General features: G+C 60.0%; 23 protein-coding genes. 18 read left to right on the top strand and 5 right to left on the bottom strand.

Features of this window, described 5'->3' with window-relative positions:
* The first annotated feature begins 30 nt into the window (after positions 1-30).
* The 4 genes from ACWXWJ_RS03680 (at position 31) to ACWXWJ_RS03665 (ending at position 3,589) form a co-directional block, all read left to right on the top strand.
* Positions 31-855: an SDR family oxidoreductase gene (locus tag ACWXWJ_RS03680; RefSeq protein WP_473963583.1), complete on the top strand. Its 825-nt coding sequence runs from the start codon at positions 31-33 to the stop codon at positions 853-855.
* An 11-nt stretch (positions 856-866) separates the two neighbouring features.
* Positions 867-1,736, top strand: coding sequence for a glycosyltransferase family 2 protein (locus ACWXWJ_RS03675; protein WP_473963582.1), 870 nt, complete (start codon positions 867-869; stop codon positions 1,734-1,736).
* A gap of 75 nt (positions 1,737-1,811) precedes the next feature.
* Positions 1,812-2,894 carry a mannose-1-phosphate guanylyltransferase gene (gene manB / locus ACWXWJ_RS03670; protein WP_293790779.1) on the top strand — a complete coding sequence of 361 codons (1,083 nt, stop codon included), beginning with the start codon at positions 1,812-1,814 and terminating at the stop codon, positions 2,892-2,894.
* A gap of 329 nt (positions 2,895-3,223) precedes the next feature.
* Positions 3,224-3,589 (top strand): WhiB family transcriptional regulator, encoded by a 366-nt coding sequence (locus ACWXWJ_RS03665; protein WP_293790780.1) that lies wholly within the window; start codon positions 3,224-3,226, stop codon positions 3,587-3,589.
* 4 nt (positions 3,590-3,593) lie between these two features.
* On the opposite strand, the gene ACWXWJ_RS03660 is transcribed toward ACWXWJ_RS03665, so the two are convergent.
* Positions 3,594-4,046, bottom strand: coding sequence for a metallopeptidase family protein (locus ACWXWJ_RS03660; RefSeq protein ID WP_293790781.1), 453 nt, complete (start codon positions 4,044-4,046; stop codon positions 3,594-3,596).
* Positions 4,047-4,122: 76 nt separating this feature from the next.
* On the opposite strand from ACWXWJ_RS03660, the gene ACWXWJ_RS03655 reads away from it, so the two are divergent.
* From ACWXWJ_RS03655 to manA, 3 genes are read left to right on the top strand one after another with little or no spacing between them, the layout of a single operon-like run.
* Entirely contained in the window at positions 4,123-4,551 is a 429-nt protein-coding gene (locus tag ACWXWJ_RS03655) for a DUF3499 domain-containing protein (RefSeq protein ID WP_473963581.1), read from the top strand.
* A 13-nt stretch (positions 4,552-4,564) separates the two neighbouring features.
* On the top strand, positions 4,565-5,941 hold the full coding sequence (locus tag ACWXWJ_RS03650; protein WP_473963580.1) for a phosphomannomutase/phosphoglucomutase: 1,377 nt from the start codon (positions 4,565-4,567) through the stop codon (positions 5,939-5,941).
* Between the two features lie 11 nt (positions 5,942-5,952).
* Entirely contained in the window at positions 5,953-7,035 is a 1,083-nt protein-coding gene (gene manA, locus ACWXWJ_RS03645) for a mannose-6-phosphate isomerase, class I (protein WP_473963579.1), read from the top strand.
* Here the strand turns inward: manA and ACWXWJ_RS03640 are convergent.
* Positions 7,013-7,822 (bottom strand): hypothetical protein, encoded by an 810-nt coding sequence (locus ACWXWJ_RS03640; RefSeq protein ID WP_473963578.1) that lies wholly within the window; start codon positions 7,820-7,822, stop codon positions 7,013-7,015. The genes manA and ACWXWJ_RS03640 overlap by 23 nt on opposite strands.
* Before the next feature lie 153 nt (positions 7,823-7,975).
* Here ACWXWJ_RS03640 and ACWXWJ_RS03635 point away from each other — a divergent pair, with 153 nt between their 5' ends.
* From ACWXWJ_RS03635 to secA, 9 genes are all read left to right on the top strand, one after another.
* Positions 7,976-8,380, top strand: coding sequence for a DUF4259 domain-containing protein (locus tag ACWXWJ_RS03635; protein ID WP_473963637.1), 405 nt, complete (start codon positions 7,976-7,978; stop codon positions 8,378-8,380).
* Between the two features lie 93 nt (positions 8,381-8,473).
* Positions 8,474-9,913: an adenosylhomocysteinase gene (gene ahcY / locus ACWXWJ_RS03630; protein WP_473963577.1), complete on the top strand. Its 1,440-nt coding sequence runs from the start codon at positions 8,474-8,476 to the stop codon at positions 9,911-9,913.
* A gap of 2 nt (positions 9,914-9,915) precedes the next feature.
* Positions 9,916-10,566, top strand: coding sequence for a dTMP kinase (locus ACWXWJ_RS03625; protein WP_293790787.1), 651 nt, complete (start codon positions 9,916-9,918; stop codon positions 10,564-10,566).
* Positions 10,567-10,571: 5 nt separating this feature from the next.
* Positions 10,572-11,249 carry an MtrAB system response regulator MtrA gene (gene mtrA, locus ACWXWJ_RS03620; RefSeq protein WP_293790788.1) on the top strand — a complete coding sequence of 226 codons (678 nt, stop codon included), beginning with the start codon at positions 10,572-10,574 and terminating at the stop codon, positions 11,247-11,249.
* Positions 11,250-11,258: 9 nt separating this feature from the next.
* Positions 11,259-13,037: an MtrAB system histidine kinase MtrB gene (gene mtrB, locus ACWXWJ_RS03615; protein ID WP_473963576.1), complete on the top strand. Its 1,779-nt coding sequence runs from the start codon at positions 11,259-11,261 to the stop codon at positions 13,035-13,037.
* A complete protein-coding gene (lpqB, locus tag ACWXWJ_RS03610; RefSeq protein ID WP_448308308.1) occupies positions 13,030-14,754 on the top strand; it encodes an MtrAB system accessory lipoprotein LpqB in 1,725 nt (574 codons plus the stop codon). The genes mtrB and lpqB overlap by 8 nt, the downstream gene beginning before the upstream one ends.
* 103 nt (positions 14,755-14,857) lie before the next feature.
* The gene (locus ACWXWJ_RS03605; RefSeq protein ID WP_473963575.1) at positions 14,858-15,466 is read left to right on the top strand and encodes a ComF family protein; all 609 of its coding nucleotides are present in this window, start codon (positions 14,858-14,860) and stop codon (positions 15,464-15,466) included.
* 160 nt (positions 15,467-15,626) lie between these two features.
* Positions 15,627-16,313 (top strand): ribosome hibernation-promoting factor, HPF/YfiA family, encoded by a 687-nt coding sequence (gene hpf / locus ACWXWJ_RS03600; RefSeq protein ID WP_293790791.1) that lies wholly within the window; start codon positions 15,627-15,629, stop codon positions 16,311-16,313.
* Between the two features lie 183 nt (positions 16,314-16,496).
* Positions 16,497-19,100: a preprotein translocase subunit SecA gene (secA, locus tag ACWXWJ_RS03595; protein ID WP_473963574.1), complete on the top strand. Its 2,604-nt coding sequence runs from the start codon at positions 16,497-16,499 to the stop codon at positions 19,098-19,100.
* Positions 19,101-19,102: 2 nt separating this feature from the next.
* Here the strand turns inward: secA and ACWXWJ_RS03590 are convergent, their stop codons facing one another.
* A complete protein-coding gene (locus ACWXWJ_RS03590; RefSeq protein ID WP_293790793.1) occupies positions 19,103-19,603 on the bottom strand; it encodes an Rv3235 family protein in 501 nt (166 codons plus the stop codon).
* A gap of 125 nt (positions 19,604-19,728) precedes the next feature.
* On the opposite strand from ACWXWJ_RS03590, the gene ACWXWJ_RS03585 reads away from it, so the two are divergent.
* Positions 19,729-20,139 (top strand): HAD family hydrolase, encoded by a 411-nt coding sequence (locus ACWXWJ_RS03585; protein ID WP_293790794.1) that lies wholly within the window; start codon positions 19,729-19,731, stop codon positions 20,137-20,139.
* A gap of 3 nt (positions 20,140-20,142) precedes the next feature.
* Complete coding sequence (locus tag ACWXWJ_RS03580; RefSeq protein WP_473963573.1) at positions 20,143-20,649, top strand: DUF6912 family protein; 507 nt, start codon at positions 20,143-20,145, stop codon at positions 20,647-20,649.
* Positions 20,650-20,656: 7 nt separating this feature from the next.
* Here the strand turns inward: ACWXWJ_RS03580 and rsgA are convergent, their stop codons facing one another.
* Both rsgA and aroA read right to left on the bottom strand, forming a co-directional pair.
* Positions 20,657-21,664, bottom strand: coding sequence for a ribosome small subunit-dependent GTPase A (gene rsgA / locus ACWXWJ_RS03575; protein ID WP_473963572.1), 1,008 nt, complete (start codon positions 21,662-21,664; stop codon positions 20,657-20,659).
* Positions 21,665-22,954, bottom strand: coding sequence for a 3-phosphoshikimate 1-carboxyvinyltransferase (aroA, locus tag ACWXWJ_RS03570; RefSeq protein ID WP_473963571.1), 1,290 nt, complete (start codon positions 22,952-22,954; stop codon positions 21,665-21,667).
* Between the last annotated feature and the right edge of the window lie 58 nt (positions 22,955-23,012).

The raw sequence follows: 23,012 nt of genomic DNA, 5'->3' as shown, positions 1-23,012 counted from the left end.
CTAATTAGCCACTGGTGTAGTACTGATTTTATGAGTGTTTTGGTTTTCGGAGCTTCCGGACAAGTAGGTCGCGCCCTGCTGCGCCTCCGCCCCGACTTCGTGCCGGTCGGTCGCACACAGGCGGATCTAGCGGTGGCAGGGTCTGTGGATTCTTTCCTTTTGACGCCACCATCTCCGGTGCAAGCCATCGTCAATCTCGCTGCATTCACAGCGGTTGATGCGGCTGAAAAGCCCGAAAATGCGGAACAGGTGCGCCGAATCAATGCAGTGGCTCCGGGGCGAATCGCCTCGTGGGCGCAGGTACACGGGGTGCCGATGTGGCATGTCTCCACCGATTATGTGTTTGCGGGAGACCTTCCGGTGGGCTGGGAGAATCCCGTCGATGGTCAACCCGGTCCGCTGAACGCCTATGGTCGCAGCAAATTGGAAGGGGAGCGGCGTGTGCTAAACCTTGGCGGGCATGTAGTGCGCACGGGCTGGGTGTATGACGCGCAGAGCCCAAACTTCTTCACTACGATGGTTCGCCTCGCGCGCTCCGGAGTGAATCCGTCGGTTGTTGATGATCAATATGGCAGGCCCACCCATGCCGATGTGTTAGCGGCCGAGCTCATTGCGATGGTGGAAGGGCGACAAACCCCGGCCATTAGCCATGTAACTGGCTCAGGTCCAGTGACCACCTGGTGTGGTTTCGCGCGCGAGATCTTCGCCACACTTGGCCACGACTCGCGCCGGGTCAAGGCCATTCCGAGCAGCGATTACCCGACTCCGGCCAGGCGCCCGCAGAATAGTACGCTGCAGATTCCAGCGAACGGACTGCCCGCGTGGCGGGACAGTTTGCGAGCCACCCTGGGGTAACCTCAACGGCCATGACAGAGGCACCCATCGCGATCATCACCGTGACTTATTCACCGGGGGAGTACCTGACCAAATTCCTCGATTCGGTACCAGCCAACTCTCGGGTAGTCATGGTCGACAATGGATCTACAGACGGGGCGCCCGAGGCTGCAGCGGAGGCTGGGAAAGCCGAGCTGCTCTACAGTGGCGGAAATATTGGATATGGGGCGGGTATGAATCTCGGCGCTCGACACCTCCGCGCCGCCCGCGAGGCTGGAAAGATCAACCCAGACTACCTTGTGATTTCCAACCCGGATGTGGTGTTTAGCGACGGTGCCATCGATGAGCTTTTGGAGGCGGCGCGGCGTCATCCTCGAGCAGGCTCTTTGGGACCCCGCATTGTAGAGGCAGACGGCAGTGCCTACCCATCAGCGCGTGCGGTGCCACAACTCGGTTCCGGTATCGGCCATGCACTCCTGGGCAAGGTGTGGCCGACAAACCCGTGGACGAAGCGCTACCTGGACGACGAAGACATGGAAAGTGAGAGAACCGCAGGTTGGCTGAGTGGTTCGTGCCTGCTGTTGCGTTGGGATGCATTTGAGGCGCTGGGAGGGTTCGACGAGCGCTACTTCATGTATATGGAAGACGTCGACTTGGGGGATCGACTCGGACGTGCTGGCTGGTTGAATGTCTTTGTCCCCAGCGCGGAGATTCGTCACGCCAAAGGACACGCAGCGGGCAAGCACCCAGATGTAGTGCTCAAGGCGCACCATGACAGTGCCTATCGATTTCAAGCCGACCGTCTGCCGGGGTGGCGCAATATGCCCGTGCGGTTAGTCCTTAAAGCGGGGCTGAAAATCCGCGAGAAGATTGCAATTGCGGCGGCGCACGGCGTGGGCTGACTTGCAGAGCGCAAACAGTGACTAGTGTGTGAAAACCAGTAGCAAAAAGCAGCAAGGAATAGAAAGGCCATAGAAGTGGTAGATCTCGCAGCCACCACCGACGCAGTGATCCTGGTCGGCGGCAAGGGGACCCGACTACGCCCCCTGACTAACTCCATCCCGAAGCCGATGCTGCCGGTGGCGGGCGCGCCGTTCCTGGAGCACCTGCTGGCCCGCATCAAGGAGGCCGGTATGACTCACGTCGTGCTGGGAACCTCCTTTAAAGCCGAGGTTTTTGAGGAGCACTTCGGCGACGGAAGCCACTTGGGACTCGAGATCGAATACGTAGTGGAGGAAGAACCGCTGGGAACCGGTGGCGGCATCCGCAACGTGCTGGATCACCTGCGCTACGACCGGGCAATGGTCTTTAATGGCGACGTTCTTGGAGGAACCGACCTGCAGGCCGTTTTGAAGACCCACGTGGAGCAGGAAGCTGATGTAACTCTGCATCTGTTGCGAGTGTCTGATCCCCGAGCCTTCGGATGTGTGCCAACCGACGCTGACGGCCGTGTCAGTGCTTTCCTGGAGAAGACAGAGGATCCGCCGACGGATCAGATCAACGCTGGTAGCTATGTCTTCAACCGCTCCGTGATCGAGAAGATCCCCGCTGGCCGCCCGGTGAGTGTGGAGCGTGAAGTATTCCCGGGCCTGTTGGAAGCTGGTGCCCGCGTATTTGGTCACGTTGACCAGGCCTACTGGCGCGACATGGGTACGCCCGCCGACTTCGTGCGCGGTTCCTCTGATCTCGTGCGCGGTATTGCCCCCTCGCCGCTGCTAGATGGACGCCACGGCGAAAGTCTAGTGGACGAGTCCAGCGCCATCGCTGGTGGTGCCCTGCTGCTGGGTGGAACCGTGATTGGCCGTGGCGTCGAGGTCGGAGGCGGCGCGCGTGTGGAGGAGTCCGTGATCTTCGATGGAGTACAGATCGAAGCGGGCGCGACGGTGGAGCGTTGTGTGATCGGTGCGGGCGTGCGCATTGGTGCGCGAGCTCACCTGGTGGACTGCGTGATCGGCGAAGGAGCCGTGATCGGTGCTCGTTGTGAGCTGCGTGATGGACTGCGCGTGTGGCCGGGAGTGACCCTGCCAGATGGCGGTGTGCGCTTTAGTTCTGACATCTAAAACACGATTTACGGGCGTTTTTGCGCCCAAAGAAAAAATTTAGAGAAAATTCACTACATCTAGTGCGTCCTGAACTAAAGGTTCAAGAAAATGTACACATGTTGTGGTTTTCACTGGTTGCCCGTGCATACATTGTGGTTGCGCACGGGCACCTTTTCTTAGGGGAACGGGATTATTGGGGGCGTTGTGACTGGTGGGGTTGGTGTGACTAGTGGGATTTCCCTAAAGCTTGACGCGATGTAATTACCAGTGTGTAATCTTCAGTAGACCGACAAAGAAGACGCCGCACTCAGGCGCACAGCAAATCCCACTAGAAGAGGAGAAACTCCGTGGACAAGTCAGTAGACATCGCCCTTCGTGGCCACTTTGCTGACGGCTCCTCGGCGGTAGAGCAGGAGGCGAACGTGGACAACGAAGCGCGCCAGAAGAACCTCTTCGATCTGACGCAGGACTTCGACCTGCTTTTCGATGCGGTGGAGCAGGACTGGCAGGAGCAGGCTCTGTGTGCCCAGACTGATCCGGAAGCTTTCTTTCCGGAAAAGGGTGGATCCACCCGCGAGGCTAAGCGTATTTGCCAGGCCTGCGGTGTGCGTGACGAATGCCTTGAATACGCTCTTGAACATGATGAGCGATTCGGTATCTGGGGTGGGCTCTCCGAGCGTGAGCGCCGTCGCTTGAAGAAGCGTATCGGCTAAGACATTACATTCGGGGATCGATCTGGTCGGGGGTTACATTGAGGTAGCACGCGACCAGGCGCACAATAATCATCCGTAGGAGATCCTGCAGGTCCTGTGCGGACGACGCCCGCGACTCCACGGGACGGCGGAATACAATGATCCGTGGACGGGTAGGAGTGCCTTTGTTATCCACTCCCGCAGCGACTAGCCGCCCCAGTGGAACCTGCCCGTCTGCGACGACATCCTCCGGCCACTGGCGGTAGCCCGTATTAAGACGCATGCGCGGTACGACATCGACGGCGATATCAAGGCTGGAAAGTTCGGCGTCGAAACGCTCAAGAATTGGCTCGAACGCATCGATGACCGCATCGTCGAAGCGCTGCGAACGGGACTTGTTGCGCGGCACCTCCGGTAGCAAGATCCCCCGAATTCCCCGTCCTCGGGGATCCTGCCTCATGCGCGCATCCTGCTTCATAGGAACACATCTTAACGACGCCACAGCGACATGCCACGAGGGCACGCTCGAAAGCGGAAGAAAAGGGGTTAGACTAATGCGCGTGACTCTTATCCGACAATGCTCTCGGCCCGGTTGCGGCAAGCCCGCCGTAGCCTCGCTGGAGTTCAACTATGCAGAGCAGCGAGCCATCGTAGGGCCGCTGAGCGTTTGCGGAAACCCTCACCGGTGGGATCTGTGTGAGAATCACGCCCGCCGAACAACCGTCCCGCAGGGCTGGACGCTAGAATTTGTCGATGAAGCGGTGGAAGACACCGCAGCCGAGGCTGACGAGGAAGATCTGATGGCACTCGCTGAGGCGGTGCAACAAGCTACCGAGCGCGACAAGGAAGAGGATCTGCAGCCTGCCCCTCGGCTCTATAGGCGATCCGAGATTCCAGAATCCACGCCGCATCACCCCTCTATGAAGAACCTGCCCCGGTCTACGCCGCGCCGACACCTGCGCGCGGTTCGAGACCAGCACTAGAAAGGAAACCACTATGGCTACTCATTCCCCGAAAGACGTGGCGGCAGCTATCAAGGCCTACGATGTCCGCGGTGTGGTCGGCGAAGGAGCCGGCTTCCTGAACGAGGAATTCGTACGCGACGTAGCGGGCTCCTTCGCCCGCCTTATGCGCGAAGAAGGAGCGGAAACCATCGTCGTCGGCCACGATATGCGCGACAGCTCCCCGGCTCTAGCGGCAGCATTCGCCGAAGGTGTGAACGCGCAGGGGCTGAACACTATCTCCCTTGGGCTTACCAGCACCGACGAGCTCTACTACGCCAGTGGTGTGAAGCAGTGTCCGGGAGCCATGTTCACCGCCTCCCACAACCCCGCTAAGTACAACGGCATCAAACTCTGCCGCGCTGGGGCTCGCCCGGTGGGACAGGATTCCGGCCTGGATCGCATCTCCGCAGAACTGGTCGACGGCGTGCCCACGTTTGACGGCGCGCCTGGTACTAACTCCACCGAAGACGTTCTGGCAGGATACGCCGAGTATCTCAACAAACTGGTGCCGCTGAACATCCGACCGCTGAAGGTCGCGGTGGACGCCGGCAACGGCATGGGCGGATTGACCGTCCCCGCTGTACTGCAGCAGAGCTCGCTGGAAGTCTTTGACCTGTACTTCGAACTCGACGGTAACTTCCCGAACCACGAGGCCAACCCGTTGGATCCGAAGAACCTGGTGGATCTGCAGAAGTTCACCGTGGACAAGGGTGCGGATCTGGGAATCGCCTTCGACGGGGACGCGGATCGTTGCTTCATCGTGGACGAGAAGGGCGAGGCCGTTTCCCCCTCCACGATCTGCGCCATGATTGCCGAGCGCTACCTGGATGAGCAGCCGGGCGCCACAATCATCCATAACCTCATTACTTCCAAGTCCGTCCGCGAACTGGTGGAAGCCAAGGGAGGAAAGCCAGTGCGGACCCGCGTTGGCCACTCCTTCATTAAGGCGCAGATGGCAAAGGAAGGTGCCGTCTTCGGTGGTGAGCACTCCGCGCACTACTACTTCAGCGACTTCTTCAACGCCGATTCCGGCATGCTTGCTGCGCTCCACGTGCTGGCTACCTTGGGCGAGCAGGACAAGCCCCTGTCCGAGCTAAAGCGCGCCTATGAGACCTACCGCGCCTCCGGCGAGATCAACTCCGAGGTGGCCGACCAGGCGGGACGCACCGAGGCTGTAGTGGAAGCGTTTGCCGACCGCACTGCATCCGTCGACCGCCTCGATGGCGTGACTATCGAATTGCAGGACGGTTCCTGGCTGAACGTGAGGGCGTCGAACACCGAACCGCTGCTGCGCCTCAACGTCGAGGCACGCGACGACGAGGGAGTAAAAGCCATCGTCGACGAAGCGTTGTCCGTCATCCGGGCTTAGGAGGAAAGCTGATGCAGCGTATCGAAGGTGCTGTTCAGAACTATGCCTGGGGGTCGCATGAATCCCTCGCCAAGCTGCAGGGGCGTGCTACACCGACCACAGAGCCGGAGGCCGAGCTGTGGTTCGGAGCTCACCCGGGAGCACCGGGCCCACTCTTGGACCTCATTGAGGCCGATCCGGAAGGCCAGTTGGGCGCCGAGCATAAGCACCTGCCCTTTTTGCTCAAACTTCTGGCTGCAGAGCGTGCACTGAGCATCCAGGTGCACCCCACGAAAGCTCAAGCCGAAGCCGGTTTTGCGGCGGAGGACGCCGCCGGGATTCCCCGTGATGCCTTCGAACGCAACTACAAGGATGACAATCACAAGCCTGAGCTTCTGGTAGCGCTGGGCGAGTTTGAGGCTATGGCGGGCTTCCGGCCAGTTGCACGCACCCGTGAACTGCTGGACTGGCTGGCATTGCCGGAGCTTGATTTCCTGCGTGACGACCTGCACGCTGCGGTCGAGCGCGCACTGCACCTTCCGGACGAGGAAGTATCTGCGGTTCTTGACGCCCTCACGCGGCGCTGCCGAGAGCTGGTAACTACCGCTGACGGCTGGATGGGTGACGTGGCGGATCTGGTTCTGCGATTGGAGGAGCAGTACCCCGCGGATCGTGGTGTGCTGTTCGCGCTGCTGCTGAACCGAGTGGAGTTACAGGCGGGGGAGGCCTTGTACCTCGATGCCGGACAGCTGCATGCCTATGTGCGCGGAACAGGGGTGGAGATCATGGCAAACTCCGACAACGTGCTGCGCTGCGGGCTCACGCCAAAGCATATCGACATCAATGAGTTGATGAAGGTGGTGCGCTGGGAGGAACTCTCCGACCCGCGACTGCGTGCCGACGAAACCGGCGTGTACCACACCCCGGCGAAGGAGTTTAGCTTGCGCCGGTTGGCGGGCGAGGGGGCTGTTGAAGGCCCGGCGATCGTGCTGGCGGTCGGTGGAGACGTGGACTGCGAAGGAGCACATGTCGACAGTGGCTCCGCCGTCTGGGTGCCTTTCGGCGAGTCGGCCAGCGTACGCGGCCAGGCTTTTATCGCTCGTCCTGGGGTGTAGTTGCCGGCCCCAGCGTGGTATCGGTGGGCCTGTCAGACTCACCGCTGGGCTTGGGGGCAGGAGCAGTCTGGGGTTTGTCGTCCCCGGCGATTTCGGTGGGCTCGGTAGCCTTGGACGGAGACGGGGTGAAGTCCGGCGGCACGGTGGCGTTTGCGTCGGTACCCTTTTCCGTTTCGATAGGCTTACTCGGCCCGTCGGAACCACCAGGTAGCGCAGGTTTAGTCGGTAGCGTCGGGATCGTCGGAAGGACAGGGCCAGCATTCTGCTCTGGCTTGGGAGCCTGAGTCTGCGGCTGTGCCTGGAGCTGAGACTGTGCCGGCTGCTGACTCGGTTGCGCTTGTTGCTGGGGCTGGACAGCATCGCGTGAGTTCAGGCCTTCCGCGATGATCGTCTTTGAAGGCTGGGAGTTATACGAACGGTAGCCATCCCAGGAGTTGGGGGGCAAGTAGGGGTCTTGCCCTAATGGCGCCACGTTGCTGAACTCTCCCATTTCGCTACCATTCGGGCTATTGGTGGAGTAGGCCGGGGGCGCCTGCTGCTCGGGTTCGTCGGTACCACCATTGCCAGGGACAACGTCATGCTTTTGCGAAGCCGCGCCGGTGCTGATGGCGATCGTAGATTCGTCCGCATTGTTTCGCTTCGGAGCCGTCGCTTCGGAGCCTGCTTGCCACGTCCAAACCCCGATGACACCTGCGAGTACCAAACCGATAATCGCGATCCCGCTAATTACCCGAGGCACGGAGGAGTGCTCTTCGGTGGAGTGCTGTTCGGTTTCTTCTGCTGCCACCTGGCTCACCTCCCTGTTTTGATCTGTGCCCCTCGAAGGTCACAATTTGATTAAGCTCAAAACGAGCCTATCAGGAATCGCGATCCTTGACCAGAGTTGTCGCCCGTGTAAACGCGCTACAGTCGGTAATTGAGCGATAGAAAGGCCGGCACGATGAGCAACTGGGACGAATTCATTTTCTCGCAGGAAGACACTGTGGACTTCCTGGACGAACTGGCAGAGCTGGAGGACCCCGAGGTAATTGGAGCCCTGGTGGACGCCGTAAATTTGGCGCTGCGGGATGGACAGCCGGACTCCGTGGACTATTCCATCGGGCTGTGCGCCGCCACTGTGGCCGCCATTTGGGGCGGTGCTCCCTTCAGTACAGCCAGCGTGGCAGATGAACACCCTTATATTCGTGCCCATATCGGCGAGTGCCCGGCGAACTTGCAGGAGGTGTCCCTGCAGCTGCTCGATGGGGAGATGGAGCGGCGCGCGGCCAGTGCCAACGACGGTGATGACACCGAAGATGGCGACGAAGCCGACGGCCTGGAGACCTTCGTCGAGGCACTCAGTTAGACATTTCGAGGCATCTCAAACGCCGTTCAATGCCCGTCTAATACACTGTCCATAGAAAATAGACCTGTCATCATTTGAGGAGTCACCCCACCCATGGAGTTTAAAGTCAAGGATCTCTCGCTGGCAGAGGCCGGCCGCCACCAGATCCGCCTGGCGGAATACGAGATGCCCGGGCTCATGCAGCTGCGTCGCGACTACGCCGACGAACAGCCCCTGAAGGGCGCCCGTATCGCTGGCTCCATTCACATGACCGTGCAGACAGCTGTGCTGATCGAAACTCTGGTGGCCCTCGGCGCTGAGGTTCGTTGGGCCTCCTGCAATATCTTTTCCACCCAGGACGAAGCCGCGGCCGCCATTGTCGTTGGTGAGGGAACCCCGGACGCACCCGCCGGCGTGCCAGTGTTCGCTTGGAAGGGCGAGACCCTGGACGAGTACTGGTGGTGCCTGAAGCAGATCTTCACCTGGGGAGAAGGCGTAGAAGCCAACATGATCCTGGACGACGGTGGCGATGCGACCATGGCTGTCATCAAGGGCATGGAATTTGAAAACGCAGGCCTCGTTCCGGACGTCGAGGATCATGACTCCGATGAGTACAAGGCCTTCCTCGGGATGCTGCGTGAAGCCTTGGCGGAGGACGATAAGTTCTGGAACCGGGCGTCACAAAGCATCAAGGGTGTCACCGAAGAAACAACGACGGGCGTGCACCGCCTCTACCACTTCGCCGAGCAAGGCGTGCTGCCATTCCCGGCGATGAACGTCAACGATGCCGTGACGAAGTCCAAGTTCGACAACCGCTACGGCACCCGCCACTCGCTGATCGATGGCATCAACCGCGCTACCGACATGCTGATCGGCGGTAAGTCCGTCCTGCTGTGCGGCTACGGTGACGTAGGTAAGGGCTGTGCCGAAGCGCTGGCGGGCCAGGGTGCGATCGTTAAGGTCACCGAGGTCGATCCGATCAACGCCCTGCAGGCGCTCATGGACGGCTTCGAGGTAGTGCAGGTAGAGGACTTTATTGGTGACGCCGACATTGTCATCACCGCGACGGGGAACCTCGGGATTATCACGTTTGAGCACATGCAGATGATGAAGAACCACGCGGTGCTGGGCAACATCGGCCACTTCGATAACGAGATCGACATGGCCAGCCTGCTGCACCGCGAGGACGTTAGTCGCGTGAACATTAAGCCGCAGGTTGACGAGTTCACCTTCCCCGGCGCCGACGGCGAGCCGGTATCCATCGTGGTGTTGAGTGAAGGTCGCCTGCTGAACCTGGGTAATGCTACCGGCCACCCATCGTTCGTGATGTCCAACTCCTTTGCCGATCAGACGATTGCACAGATCGAATTGTTTACGAAGTCGGATCAGTATGGCAACGACGTTTATCGCCTGCCGAAGATCTTGGACGAGATGGTCGCCCGCATTCACGTTGAGGCGCTCGGCGGCAAGCTGACGACGTTGACCAAGGAGCAGGCGGAGTACATCGGCGTGGATGTCGCCGGGCCGTTCAAGCCAGAGCACTACCGATACTAAAAATGATCGTCAGCTTTGAAGGAGTCGACGGCGCGGGGAAAAATACCCTGGTCACAGCCGTTGAAAAAGAGTTGGTAGCGCGCGAGGTGCCAGTGGCACGCATCGCATTTCCGCGCTATGAGGAATCGAATCCGGCGATGCTGGCGCGCGAGGCGCTGCATGAGAAGCTGGGCGATCTGATTGACTCGGTGCATGGCATGGCCACGCTTTTCGCACTAGATCGCAGCGAGATCGCGGCGGACCTAGCGGACTTCGATGAGGATGGTTACGTCATTCTGATCGACCGCTACACCGCGTCGAACGTGGCCTATTCAACCGCCCGGTTGGGCAGCAATGTGGCTGAGGTTGGCGACTGGGTGACGCAGCTAGAACAGGAGACCCTGGGGATTCCGGCACCGCATTTGCAGATCCTTGTTGACGTGGAGGCTGAGGTTGCCGGGCAGCGCGCCGAAGCGCGGGAAGCTGTGGACGAGACTCGGGCGCGCGATGCCTATGAGCGCGATAGCAGTTTGCAGGAGCGAACCGTCCAGGCTTATCGAGCGTTGGCGGAGCAGCAGTGGCTGAGCCCATGGGTGACGGTCGATAGCACCGGGGATGACTACGAAGGTCGCGCGGTGAAGGTCGCGGATCTATTGGAAGAAATGAGAGGATGACAACCGTGGACACGAAAATTCTGGTGGTTGATGACGACCCGGCTATTGCTGAAATGCTCACCATCGTCCTGCAGGGCGAGGGGTTCCGCACCATCGTCGTGGGTGACGGCGTGGAGGCCGTAAAGGCCGCCGAGGAGCACAACCCGGATCTCATTCTGCTCGACGTGATGCTGCCTGGCATGAATGGCATCGACGTGTGCAAGGCCATTCGAGAGAGTTCCACGGTACCGATCGTGATGCTGACCGCACGTACCGACACCGTGGACGTGGTCTTGGGGCTGGAATCCGGTGCCGACGACTACGTGCACAAGCCCTTCAAACCGAAGGAACTGGTCGCACGTGTGAGGGCTCGCCTGCGCCGCACCCCGGAAGAAACACAGGTCGATTCCATCGAAGTTGCCGACCTGACGATCGACGTGCCCGGTCACCAGGTCATCCGGGACGGCCAGGAGATCGCACTGACCCCCATTGAGTTTGATCTGCTCGTGACGCTTGCTTCCCGTCCGCGCCAGGTGTTCTCCCGCGAGGAGCTTCTGGAGCAGGTGTGGGGCTACCGCAAATCCAGCGATACCCGCCTGGTAAATGTGCATGTCCAGCGCTTGCGAGCAAAGGTGGAGAAGGATCCGGATGATCCGAAGATCATCCAGACCGTTCGCGGAATCGGATACAAGACGGGCGAATAAGTTTTCCACGTGGATCAGGAGCATCAAGAAAACGCCCCCGTCCGGCGGGGCAAAAAGCTGCAGGAAGCCACACAGGCTAACCCCCGCCCGTCGCGCTGGCGATCCCCAAATGGCAAGAAATTCCCTTTAAGGAAACGGGAAAAGACCCTTGCCGCGGGTTCGACGTTTTGGTCTGTGCTGCGGGATTTCTTCCGACGGCCGAAGGATACCTGGGTGCGGGCGATCAATTCGCTGAGTCTGCGATGGCGCCAGTCCATTCAGCTGCGCGTTATCGGCAGCGTGCTGGCCTCCAGCACCTTTGCATTCCTGCTAATGGGATTTCTGCTGACGGGTTTCCTTAGCCAGCAACTGCTGGCTACCAAATTCTCCGAAGGCGTCGACAGCATGGATCGAGCGCGTGCTGCAGTGGAGGAGCAGATAGCCTCCACGGACTCCTCTAATCCCGTCTCAGTGAGGCTGACATCTGCCAGAGCCGTGCTCTCGAATCGCTCAACGGGAATGGATCAATCGAGCGCTCCGGTCTATGACTCGGTGCTTATTGCTTCTGACGCCAGCGATTCCGAAACCCGTATTCCCGCGAACATTGACATTCCCGAGAACCTGCGCGAGTTCGTGCGCCAGGGGCAGGTCTCGTACCAATACGCCCGCGTCAACGGAGAAAACGGTAGTTACAAAGCACTCATCATCGGCAGTCCCGTCTACTCCGACATTCCCGGGTTAGAGCTCTACTTGCTGGTGCCTTTGACTTCGGAGGAAGTCACGCTGAACCTGATGCGTGGCCTTTTGATGGCCGGTGGAATCGTCCTCATTATCTTGCTTATGGTGATCAGCTGGGTGTTCTCACAACAGATCATTGGGCCAGTGCGTGCCGCGTCCAAAATCGCTGAGAAGCTGGCTGCTGGGCACCTCCACGAGCGTATGGTCGTCGATGGTCAGGATGAGGTGGCCAAGCTTGCATATAGCTTTAATGACATGGCAGAGAAGCTGTCCACCCAGATTCGCAATCTGGAGGAGTTCGGTTCCCTGCAGCGCCAGTTCACCTCAGACGTCTCCCACGAACTACGTACTCCTCTGACGACGGTTCGCATGGCCGCGGACATGATCGAGGACAACGCGGATGAACTTGACCCCCTGACCGCTCGCGCAGCGCACTTGATGACCAAGGAGCTAGATCGCTTCGAGACTCTGCTCGGTGACCTGCTGGAGATCTCTCGTCACGACGCGGGCGTGGCGAACCTATCGGCTGAAAAAGTCGACGTGCGCGGTGTCGTGCGCTCCGCTTTGCAGCAGGTGCGCGCCATTGCCGAGGACATCGGCACGGAGTTTATCGTGGATCTTCCGGAGGAACCGGTGATTGTTGCCGTCGATTCGCGACGGGTGGAGAGGATCCTTCGCAACCTGCTTGCCAATGCTGTCGATCACTCCGAAGGCAATCCAGTTGAGGTGAAGATGGCGGTAGGTGCGGATGCTTTGGCTGTCACTGTCACCGACCACGGTGTGGGACTTAAGCCCGGCGAAGAAGAGATGGTGTTCAACCGTTTTTGGCGTTCCGATCCCTCCCGAGAGCGCCGTACCGGCGGCACTGGCCTGGGACTCGCCATTGCTAAGGAGGACGCAAACCTCCACGGTGGTCGCCTCGAAGCAGCCGGTGAACCTGGCGTGGGAGCCTGCTTCCGGTTGACCCTCCCGCTACAACAAGGGCGCACCGTGCACTCCTCGCCATTACCGATGGCGGTGGAGAATAAGGGCGTCACTACCGAGGAACAGGAAGGTAGCCACAATGAGTAACAAGAGCACAAAGGTACTGGCCGCAGTGGCTGGGCTGGGTCTGCTGGCCGCGTGCTCTACGCTTCCGGACAGCACCAAACCCGAAGCGATCTCTAGCTATGCGCCGGCTCCTAGTGGACAGGAGGCTCCGACGCCCTCTGATGGGCAGCCGTCTGATCTACTTCTGCGTGATTTCTTTACCGCCAGTGCCCACCCGCTGCGGGAGCATCAAGCGGCGAAGAAGTTCCTTACCAGTGGTATGCAGGGACGATGGCAATCCGATGCGCCAACCATGGTGCTCGACCGCATCGATATTGCCTCTGAGGGGCAGGGAAGTGACACGAAGATCACCTATCGTGTGCGCGGCAACGTCGTCGGAACCCTTGGCGTGGGTGGTGTGTTCGATCCGCAGTTCACGGCTTTTGAAACCACCTATGAAATGCAGAACATCGATGGGCAATGGCGTATCAGTAATCTGCCGAACGTGGTGGTGCTAGATCGCCAAGATTTTGTGAGCACTTACCGTGCGCGCAATATCTACTTCCCGGATCGCAATGGTAGGGCACTAGTACCGGATCGCCGTTGGATCTACACCGGTCAGCAGTCCACCGCAGCCTCTCTGGTGTCTTTGCTGGTCGCAGGGCCCCAGGAACGATTAAAAAAGGCCGTGAGGAATCTTCTTCCCGATGGCGCCACCGCCCAGGTGTCTAACGACCGGGAGGGCGACCCTTCCGTTAGCTTTACCGGCCTGCAAGGTCTGTCCGCCGATGGACGACGATTGCTTGCTGCGCAGGTTGTATGGACTTTAGCGGGCTCGGAAGTGCGTGGGCCCTATGAGCTCACTGCCGATGGCACCCCAATGAGCGATGACATGCAGGGGAAATGGTTGGTTCAGGACCTGTCGCAGTACGACCCGAATGTGCGAGTTCAAGTGCCATTGCGGGCAGTTTCTGGCGGAGATATTTATCAACCGGATGGCACGCGGGCGAAGAAGCTCGATGGGTGGCTAACCCAGCGCTATATCGAATCAGCATCGCTGAGTTCCCGCGATGAGGTCTATGCCGCAGTGACCGGGCGGGGCGATGAGCCACGTCAGCTGATGATTGGAGCCAAGGAGGACCAGCCGGTGAGCTCCGTGAAAGCGGATTCTCTGACCAGGCCAAGCTGGGGACTCGATGCGACCTCGGTATACGTCGTCGCCGACGGTGAGAAGATCATTGAGGTTACACGCAATCCCGAGACCGGAAACGTGGGAGAGCAGAAGGTCGATGGATCCACGCTGAGGATGATCCACGGGGACAAAAAACGCATTAGCGTATTCCGTGTTTCTCATGACGGCACGCGAGCTGTGATGGTGGTCAATGGGCGCGTGTATGTTGCGGTGCTGGAGACGACAGACGAGGGCACGAAGCGACTCGGAGCCCCAGTGGAGATCGGTAACGCAGTAGGCGATACGGCGGTAAGCGCCGAGTGGGCGGAAGATGGATCCGTGCTGGTCGGCACACGTGCTAACGACGCCCCAGTGTGGGATATCGAGGTGGACGGATCCTATTCGCAGCAAATTACGGGTCGGAACCTATCCGCACCGGTGGTGTCGGTGGCAACGGATGGCAACAAGATCTACGTCACCGATGCCAATGCGTTGATGCAGTTCGACGTGACTTCAGAGGAGTCGCGGTTCTGGCGTGAAGTTCCCACGATGCAGGGAAAGCGGGCAACACCTTTGTTGGCCGACTAGGCTCTTGCCTGTGGGGATATTGGGGGATTTAAACGCGCTTGCCGGATTGGTGTGGCGCGCGGATTGTGTGTGCTGTGGTCGGATGCAGGCGCTCCCGGCTGGCGTGGCCGTGGGAGAACAGCTGTGCGAGGAGTGCGGGTTACAGCTGATGCACCCGTGGCAGCGCTGGCAGCCACGGGTAGCTGCCGTACCGGTTTTTGTTTCTGGCACGTATGGCGGTGCGCGACGCATGCTGATCCTGAGCGCAAAGGAACGACTGCGCCCGGCGGCTATTGATGTAGCTGGTCGTCTGTTGGCCGCCGGGATTTTGCACGTCAGCGGCTTAGGTTTGGTGCCGGACCCGAGGTGGGGGCGGGTCAGGCTGGTGCCCGCTCCAACTCGCAGGTCGGCAGCGCGACACCGCGGAGGGGACATTGTCACGAGGTTCTGCCAAGCAGCCGCTGAACTATATCCCAGGGTGGAGGTTTGTCCGGTGGCATGGCTCGATGAATCGAGCGTGGACTCAGTGGGGTTGGACCGCCACCAGCGGCGAGAAAACGTTGCACGAAATATTCTTTTCGACCCCGTAGCGGTGGGGAGGCTACGCGGGGCAGACGAGGTAGTGATTGTGGATGATGTGTGCACCACTGGCGCTACAACTGCCCAATTCGCATTTGCGCTGTCGGCGCACGGGGTCCGTCCCCGGTTGGCTTTGGTGCTGGCGGGTGCCTAAACACATTGGTAACGGAAACAAGTAGCAGAACTAGTATCAATCAGGGGGTTATGTGCAAATGTCGTCTTGTCGATCGGTAGAATAATAGGTGGAACGATCACCGTTGGAAGGTGGGTAATCCGGCCTGATTCTGGCGGTGAATGACCTTGGAGGTTGAGCAATGTCGACCGGCAAAAACTCGTCCAACTTTGGCAACGAGGAACTGTCTGCACCAGAGGCAGGCGTGGAAATCACCGGCCGCAATGTCGAGGTGCCAGAGCACTTCGCAGAGCGAGTCAAGGGCAAGCTGGCAAAGATTGAACGCCTGGATCCTACCCTCACCTTTTTCCACGTAGAGCTGCAGCACGAGCCTAACCCGCGCCGTGGTGACCAGCAGGATCGTCTGCAAATCACCGCAACCGGCAAGGGGCACATCGCTCGCGCGGAGGCCAAGGAAGATTCCTTCTACGCTGCTCTCGAGGTCGCAATCGGACGCATGGAACGCTCTTTGCGCAAGGTGAAGGCTCGCCGCAAGATCGCCCGCTCCGGACACCGCACCCCTATGTCTGTGGGCGAAGCTACTGCCAACCTGGTTGAGGAAGCCCAGCCGAAGGCTGAGACGAAGCCGGAAGAGGTTGGACCTTACGATGTTGATCCTTACGAGGACCAGTTCAAGCCCGGTCAGGTTGTGCGCAAGAAGGTTCACAAGGCCGCCCCGATCAGCGTTGACCAGGCGCTAAGCGAGATGGAACTCGTTGGCCACGACTTCTTCCTATTCATCAACGAAGAGAACGGCCAGCCGTCCGTGGTTTACCGTCGCCACGCTTTCGATTACGGCCTGATCACTCTGGAAGAGAAAGAAGCCTAAGTAGCTTAAAAAGCTTTCCAACTTCCTCCCCACCGACCTTCCGCCCTTAAACCGCGGAAGGTCGGTTTTCTTGGTTTTGTTGTGGGGTGTAGTTGCCCGTGACCTTGGGGGTGGGGGTAGGATTGTCCGAAGCCGACAAGTTAGCTAACAAGTTTTAAAAACCGAGAAAAGGACAGCATCAGCGTGCTAGGACTTTCGAAAATTCTCCGAATGGGCGAAGGCCGTGCGGTCAAGCGTCTCGCGAAGATCGCCGACCAAGTGATGGACCTCGAAGAGGAATACTCCGCGCTCAGCGACGAGGAACTGCAGGCCAAGACCGAAGAGTTCAAAAAGCGAGTCCAAGACGACGGCGAGAGCTTGGATGACATCCTGCTCGAAGCTTTTGCCACCGCGCGTGAGGCATCCTGGCGCGTGCTGGGGCAGAAGCATTACAAGGTGCAGGTCATGGGCGGCGCCGGACTGCACTTTGGCTATGTCTCCGAGATGAAGACCGGTGAGGGTAAGACCCTGACCTGTGTTCTTCCCGCATATCTCAACGCACTGTCCGGTAAGGGCGTCCACGTCGTTACCGTTAACGACTACCTGGCTAAGCGTGACTCGGAGTGGATGGGTCGCGTGCACCGCTTCCTGGGTCTAACTACCGACGTGATCCTCAGCGGCAAGAACCCAGCTGAACGCCGCGAGGCTTATAACGCGGACATCACTTATGGCACGAACAACGAGTTCGGTTTCGACTACCTGCGCGATAACATGGCGCACTCCCTGAACGACTTGGTGCAGCGCGGCCACAACTACGCGATTGTCGATGAGGTTGACTCCATCCTTATCGACGAGGCACGTACCCCGCTGATCATTTCCGGTCCCGTAGAGGGTTCCAGCAAGTGGTTCACCGCCTTCGCAGCTATTGCCCCGAAGCTGACCCGCGACATCCACTACGAAATTGACGAGCGGAAGAAGACCGTGGGCGTCAAGGAAGAAGGTGTGGAGTTCGTCGAGGATCAGCTGGGCATCGAGAACCTTTACGCACCTGAGCACTCGCAGCTTGTTAGCTACCTGAACAACTCCATCAAGGCCAAGGAGCTGTTCACCCGCGATAAGGATTACATCGTCCGCAACGGCGAGGTCGTCATCGTTGACGAGTTCACGGGCCGCATCCTGGATGGACGCCGTTACAACGAGGGCATCCACCAGGCGATTGAGGCGAAGGAACACGTCGAGATCAAGAACGAGAACCAGACACTGGCCACCGTCACGCTGCAGAACTACTTCCGTCTGTACGACAAGCTGGCGGGTATGACGGGTACGGCAGAGACCGAGGCCGCCGAGCTGAAGTCCACCTACAAGCTGGATGTTGCTCCGATCCCGACGAACAAGGAAAATCAGCGCAAGGACCACGTCGACTTGATCTACAAGACTCAGGAAGCGAAGTTCGAAGCCGTGGCTGAGGACATCGCCGAGCGCGTGGAGGCCGGCCAGCCCGTGCTGGTGGGTACCACCTCCGTCGAGCGTTCCGAGTACCTGTCCAAGCTGCTGCAGCGTCGTGGAATCAAGCACAACGTGCTCAATGCGAAGTACCACGAGAAAGAGGCCGAGATCGTTGCCCAGGCAGGCCGTCTGGGCGCCGTCACTGTGGCTACGAACATGGCTGGCCGTGGTACTGACATCGTGCTGGGTGGTAACCCGGATATCCTCGCCGACATTAACCTGCGTGAGCGTGGCCTGGATCCCGTCGAAAACCCGGAGGCCTACGAGGAAGCCTGGGACGACGAGATTGAAAAGGTACGCGCCGAGTCCAAGGAAGAAGCGGAGAAAGTCCGCGAGGTTGGTGGCCTGTACGTGCTGGGCACGGAGCGTCACGAGTCCCGCCGTATCGATAACCAGCTGCGCGGTCGTTCGGCGCGTCAGGGTGACCCGGGCGAGACCCGTTTCTACCTGTCCATGCGTGACGACCTGATGGTGCGCTTCGTTGGCCAGACAATGGAAACCCTGATGACTCGCCTGAATATCCCGGATGACGAGGCCATCGACTCGAAGATGGTCACCAACGCCATCAAGGGCGCACAGTCGCAGGTGGAGTCCGCTAACTTCGAGATGCGCAAGAACGTGCTGAAGTATGACGAAGTCATGAACGAGCAGCGCAAGGTGATCTACAGTGAGCGCCGCCAGATCCTCGAGGGCGAGGATGTGGAATCCCAGATCCGCAGCATGCTGAAGGACACCATCGAGGCATACGTGGATGGTGCAACCGCCGAGGGCTATGTCGAAGACTGGGACCTGGATACCCTGTGGAACGCCCTGGACTCCCTCTACGGCCCGACCTTCACCCACGAGTCCCTGGTCGAGGGGGACGAGTACGGCCGCCCGGGCGAACTGAGCTCCTCCCAGCTGTTGGACGCCCTACTCGAGGATGCAAACCACGAGTACGACGAGCTGGAAGAGAAGGTCACCGAGATCGCCGGCGAAGAGCAGATGCGCGGCATGGAACGCGCAGCCTTGCTGAACGTCGTGGATCAGAAGTGGCGCGAGCACCTCTACGAGATGGATTACCTCAAGGAGGGCATTGGCCTGCGTGCGATGGCACAGCGCGATCCTCTGGTGGAATACCAGCGCGAGGGTGGCGACATGTTTAACCGCATGAAGGACGGCATTAAGGAAGAGACCGTTCGCCAGATGTTCCTGGTTCGCAACCAGCTGAAGCAGGCCAACACCGTGCATGTCGAGGACCCGGCAGCGGGTAACGAGGGCGTGGCCGTGGATCGCGCCACCCAGACCACCATGGGCGGCTAATTTCAAATCAGGCTGAGGCTATCGATAGCCCAGACTTTCTTCCCGCGCCGCGCGGAGCTACGCAGTTGATGTAGCCCCGCGCGGCGCTTTTGCGTGTGTTGCGACATGGCACCCGCCAGCGCTCGCACCCTGTCCCCCATCTGTACCGACGCACAAAAGCGCACGCAGTCGCCTGCGCTCGGTTGTATGTGCAGGCTTATTATCGACGCCCCCTGTTCCGCGCGCCCGATTGTCGGGGTCGGTCGCACGGTTCGGCGGACACGCAATTGCTCTAGCACTCGCTCGCTAAAGGGCGCGCGACGCAGATGCTCGATGGGGCGGCGGCCTTCCAATGCCTCCAGCCACAACTTGACGATCTGCGCAATGCGTTGGGGTGGAGGCGTGTGGGCGTCAAGAAAAGAATCGGTAGCTTCGGCCGTTGTTGGCTGTACAGCAATAGCCGGGGTGGGCGGGCGTAGAAATACGAACTTTGACAGTGGACGTGTAGAAGCAGATGTGGTCACGAAGAATTCCCCCTAGAAAATGTACCGCTGGCGCGTTCCCCCGAAGGCGCCATACGGCCATAACTATAGCGAAGTGTGCGCCCCTGAGGGGCGGCGGGAGCAGAAAAGATGGCAGAATGTAGGGCATGCGTGGACTAGTAGTTGATTATTGCGGAGTATTGGACGGCGCCGAGGAAGATCGTCGCCGGTGGAGGAAGCTACTCGCAGCGGCGCGGGCGGAGGGCATCGCTACGGCGATCTTGTCCAATGATCCAGGTGGGGCTGGAGCCGCGCCGATTCGAACTTGGCTAGAGGGCGGCTACGTGGATGCCGTGATCCTGTCCGGTGAAGTGGGGGCGGAGAAGCCTTCCGAGGAGATTTTCCGCATTACCGCTGAGCGTCTGGAACTGCCGAAGGAGGATCTGGTGCTGGTGGATGACAATATTCTGAACATCCGCGGTGCCGTCGGTGCCGGCCTGATCGGTATTTACTACCAGCAGTTCGACCGTGCGGTCGTGGAGATCACGGGTGTATTCGAGCTCGAGGGGGAGTTCTAAACCATGTTGGTGTACATTCCCGCGACTTTTGACATGCTGGGCATCCTCGCGGAACAGGGCGAGCACCCTGTGCGCTCTGGGGTGGGCTTTGCCCTGACCCCCGCGGTGCGGGAGTTCTACACCGGCGGTGACGAAGAGGAACTAGCATACACCGCTTTCCTCGACGCCGCCCGTGCTTCTCTGCGCCTGTTGAGCGCAGGTGGGGAGGAACGCTTCCCACACCGCCGCGTGGTGATTAGCGCAGAATTCGACGACTCGGCGGTGACGCTGGCGCCAGAAGATGGCGAGTCAGTGGTGCGGCTGGATCCAGCTGTCGTTCAGGTAAAGCAGTTGCTGGCGATCCATGTTGATGACGCCGACGCGGAAGCTGCCACAGCCAAGGCAATTGAGTGCATCGACGCGGCTGACCTGGGGGATGAGGACGCAGAGTTCGCGTTGGGGGATTGTGAAGACAACCTGATGAGCTGGTACGACGGCAAAGAGCTGCCGTTCTTGGTGGACCTGATGTAGCTTGCGGCTACATCTCCCACTCGTTATTACTGCGCAACGCCTCTAGCAGGCGCCGGATTGCGGTGACGCGCCGAGCGGATGGGCCGGTAAGAGAATCCAGTGCGCACTCTGGGTCCGCAGGTGGGCCCATATGAGTGCAGCCGCGGGGGCAGTCATCGATCACCTCGCGTAGATCCTCGAAGACTTCTACGACGGTGTCCGGATCTACATGCGCCAAACCAAGGCTGCGGATACCGGGAGTATCAATGATCCAACCGCCCTGCGGGAGCTGGAGGGCGACCGATTGGGTGGAAGTATGGCGCCCCTTTCCCACGCCACTGACCTCGCCGGTGGCGCGTTCTGCGTCGGGAATAAGGCGGTTGACCAGGGTGGATTTTCCAACGCCTGAGTGGCCGACAAGGGCGCTGACGTTGCCTGTGATGTGCTTTGTGAGCGCATCCAGAGAGTCGTCTACACCGGTGGTGAGCACCTCGACGTCAAGGTCGCGGAACTCGGCAGCGAAGGCGCTGGGATCGGCGAGGTCGGACTTGGTGAGGCACACCAACGGAGTCAGCCCGCCGACAAAGGCGGCGATAAGTGCCCGCTCCACAAAGCCAGTACGCGGAGGTGGGTCGGCGACGGCGCTGACGATAAGGAGATAGTCCGCATTGGCGACGACGATGCGCTCATAGGAATCCGTATCGTCTGCCGTTCGACGCAGGACGGACGTGCGGTCTTCAAGACGCACGATGCGCGCCAGTGTGTCCTTTTTGCCAGAAGTGTCGCCGACCACCCCGACGCGGTCGCCGACAACGACATTGGTGCGTCCCATCTCGCGGGCGCGCATGCACGTGACTAAGGTGCCGTCCTCGTCTAACACCACGCCCCAGCGGCCACGGTCTTTGGAGACGACCATGCCACGCTTCGCGTTTTTGTGGCTGGGGCGATCCTTGGTGCGCGGGCGGGAGCCTTTGCCTGGGCGGACACGTACATCGGACTCATCCCAGTGGCGGGCGCTGCTGTGACTCCGCGCCATTTAGCGTTCCTGCCCCAGGAGCTGCGCCCAGCGGCGACGGAATCCGGGAAGGGTCTTGGCGGTTGTGTCTACGTCCGAGACTTCGATGCCCTCGACGCGCAGACCGAGAATAGCTCCCGCAGTGGCCATCCGGTGGTCGGCATAAGATTCCCACCGGCCTCCTTCCAAAGCCGCCGGATGGATGATGAGACCATCGGCGGTCTGCTCCACATTTCCGCCCAGGGCGTTGATATTGTCCGCCAGTGCCTGTAGCCGGTCCGTTTCGTGGCCGCGCAGGTGTGCGATGCCATAAAGGTGGCTGCGGGTTTCCGCGAGGGCAGCGAGGGCTGCGACGGTGGGGGTGAGCTCGCCGATATCGTGCATGTCCCAGGTGATGCCGTTGATGCGGCCAGTACCAGTGACGACAAGCTCGTCATTGTGGACATCCAATTCTGCTTCCGCGCCCATGTCCAACAGAATCTGGCGGAATTGGTCACCCGGTTGATTAGTGGTTGCGGGCCAATTCTGGATGCGAACAGTGCCCCCGGTCAGCACGCCGGCGGCCATAAATGGGGTGGCGTTCGATAGATCGGGTTCTACCGTCCAACGGTGCCCCTGAATCGGACCCGGATGTACCGTCCAGCGGTTGAAGGACGTCTCCACGATCACGCCCGCCTCACGCAGCATCTGGACCGTCATTTCTACGTGCGGCTGGCTGGGCAGGGAATTGCCCTCGTGGATAACGGTAACGCCCTCGGTGAAACGCGCGCCGGCCAGAAGCAAGCCACTGACAAATTGGGAGGACTGCGAGGCATCGATCGTGATCTCTCCGCCCTTGACCTCACCGGTGCCCTCGACGAAGAAGGGAAGTCCCTCCGGATTGCACTCTGTGCTGGTATTCACCGTGGCGCCGAGGGCGCGCAGGGAACTGAGAGTGGTAGACATCGGGCGGCGGCGGGCTTCCACGTCTCCGTCGAAGGCGACTGTGCCAGTGGCCAGAGCGGCGATCGGGGGGACGAAACGCATGACAGTGCCAGCCAGGCCACAGTCCACCTGTCCGCCGTGGAGCTTCTCGGCAGGGGTAACGTGCATCTGGTCGTTCTTTACCAAGATCTGAGTGCCCATGGATCGTAGCGCCGCCATCATCAGCTCCGTGTCCCGGCTGATGAGCCCACCGGTGATGGTGGATGGCTCATCCGCCAGCGCGGTGAGGATGAGCGCACGATTTGTGATCGACTTCGACCCCGGGATGGCCACGGTGGCCTGTACCGGCTCGGTGGCGACGGGGGCGGGCCAGAGTTCTTTAGACATACCAGCAGACATATTCGTATTGTCTCACTTTTTCCCAGGAAAAGAAGTGCGGGGTAGG

This window comes from Corynebacterium sp. p3-SID1761 (assembly GCF_055862885.1).
Note: the sequence above shows the minus strand (reverse complement) of the source record. Positions and strands in the feature narration are given on the sequence as shown.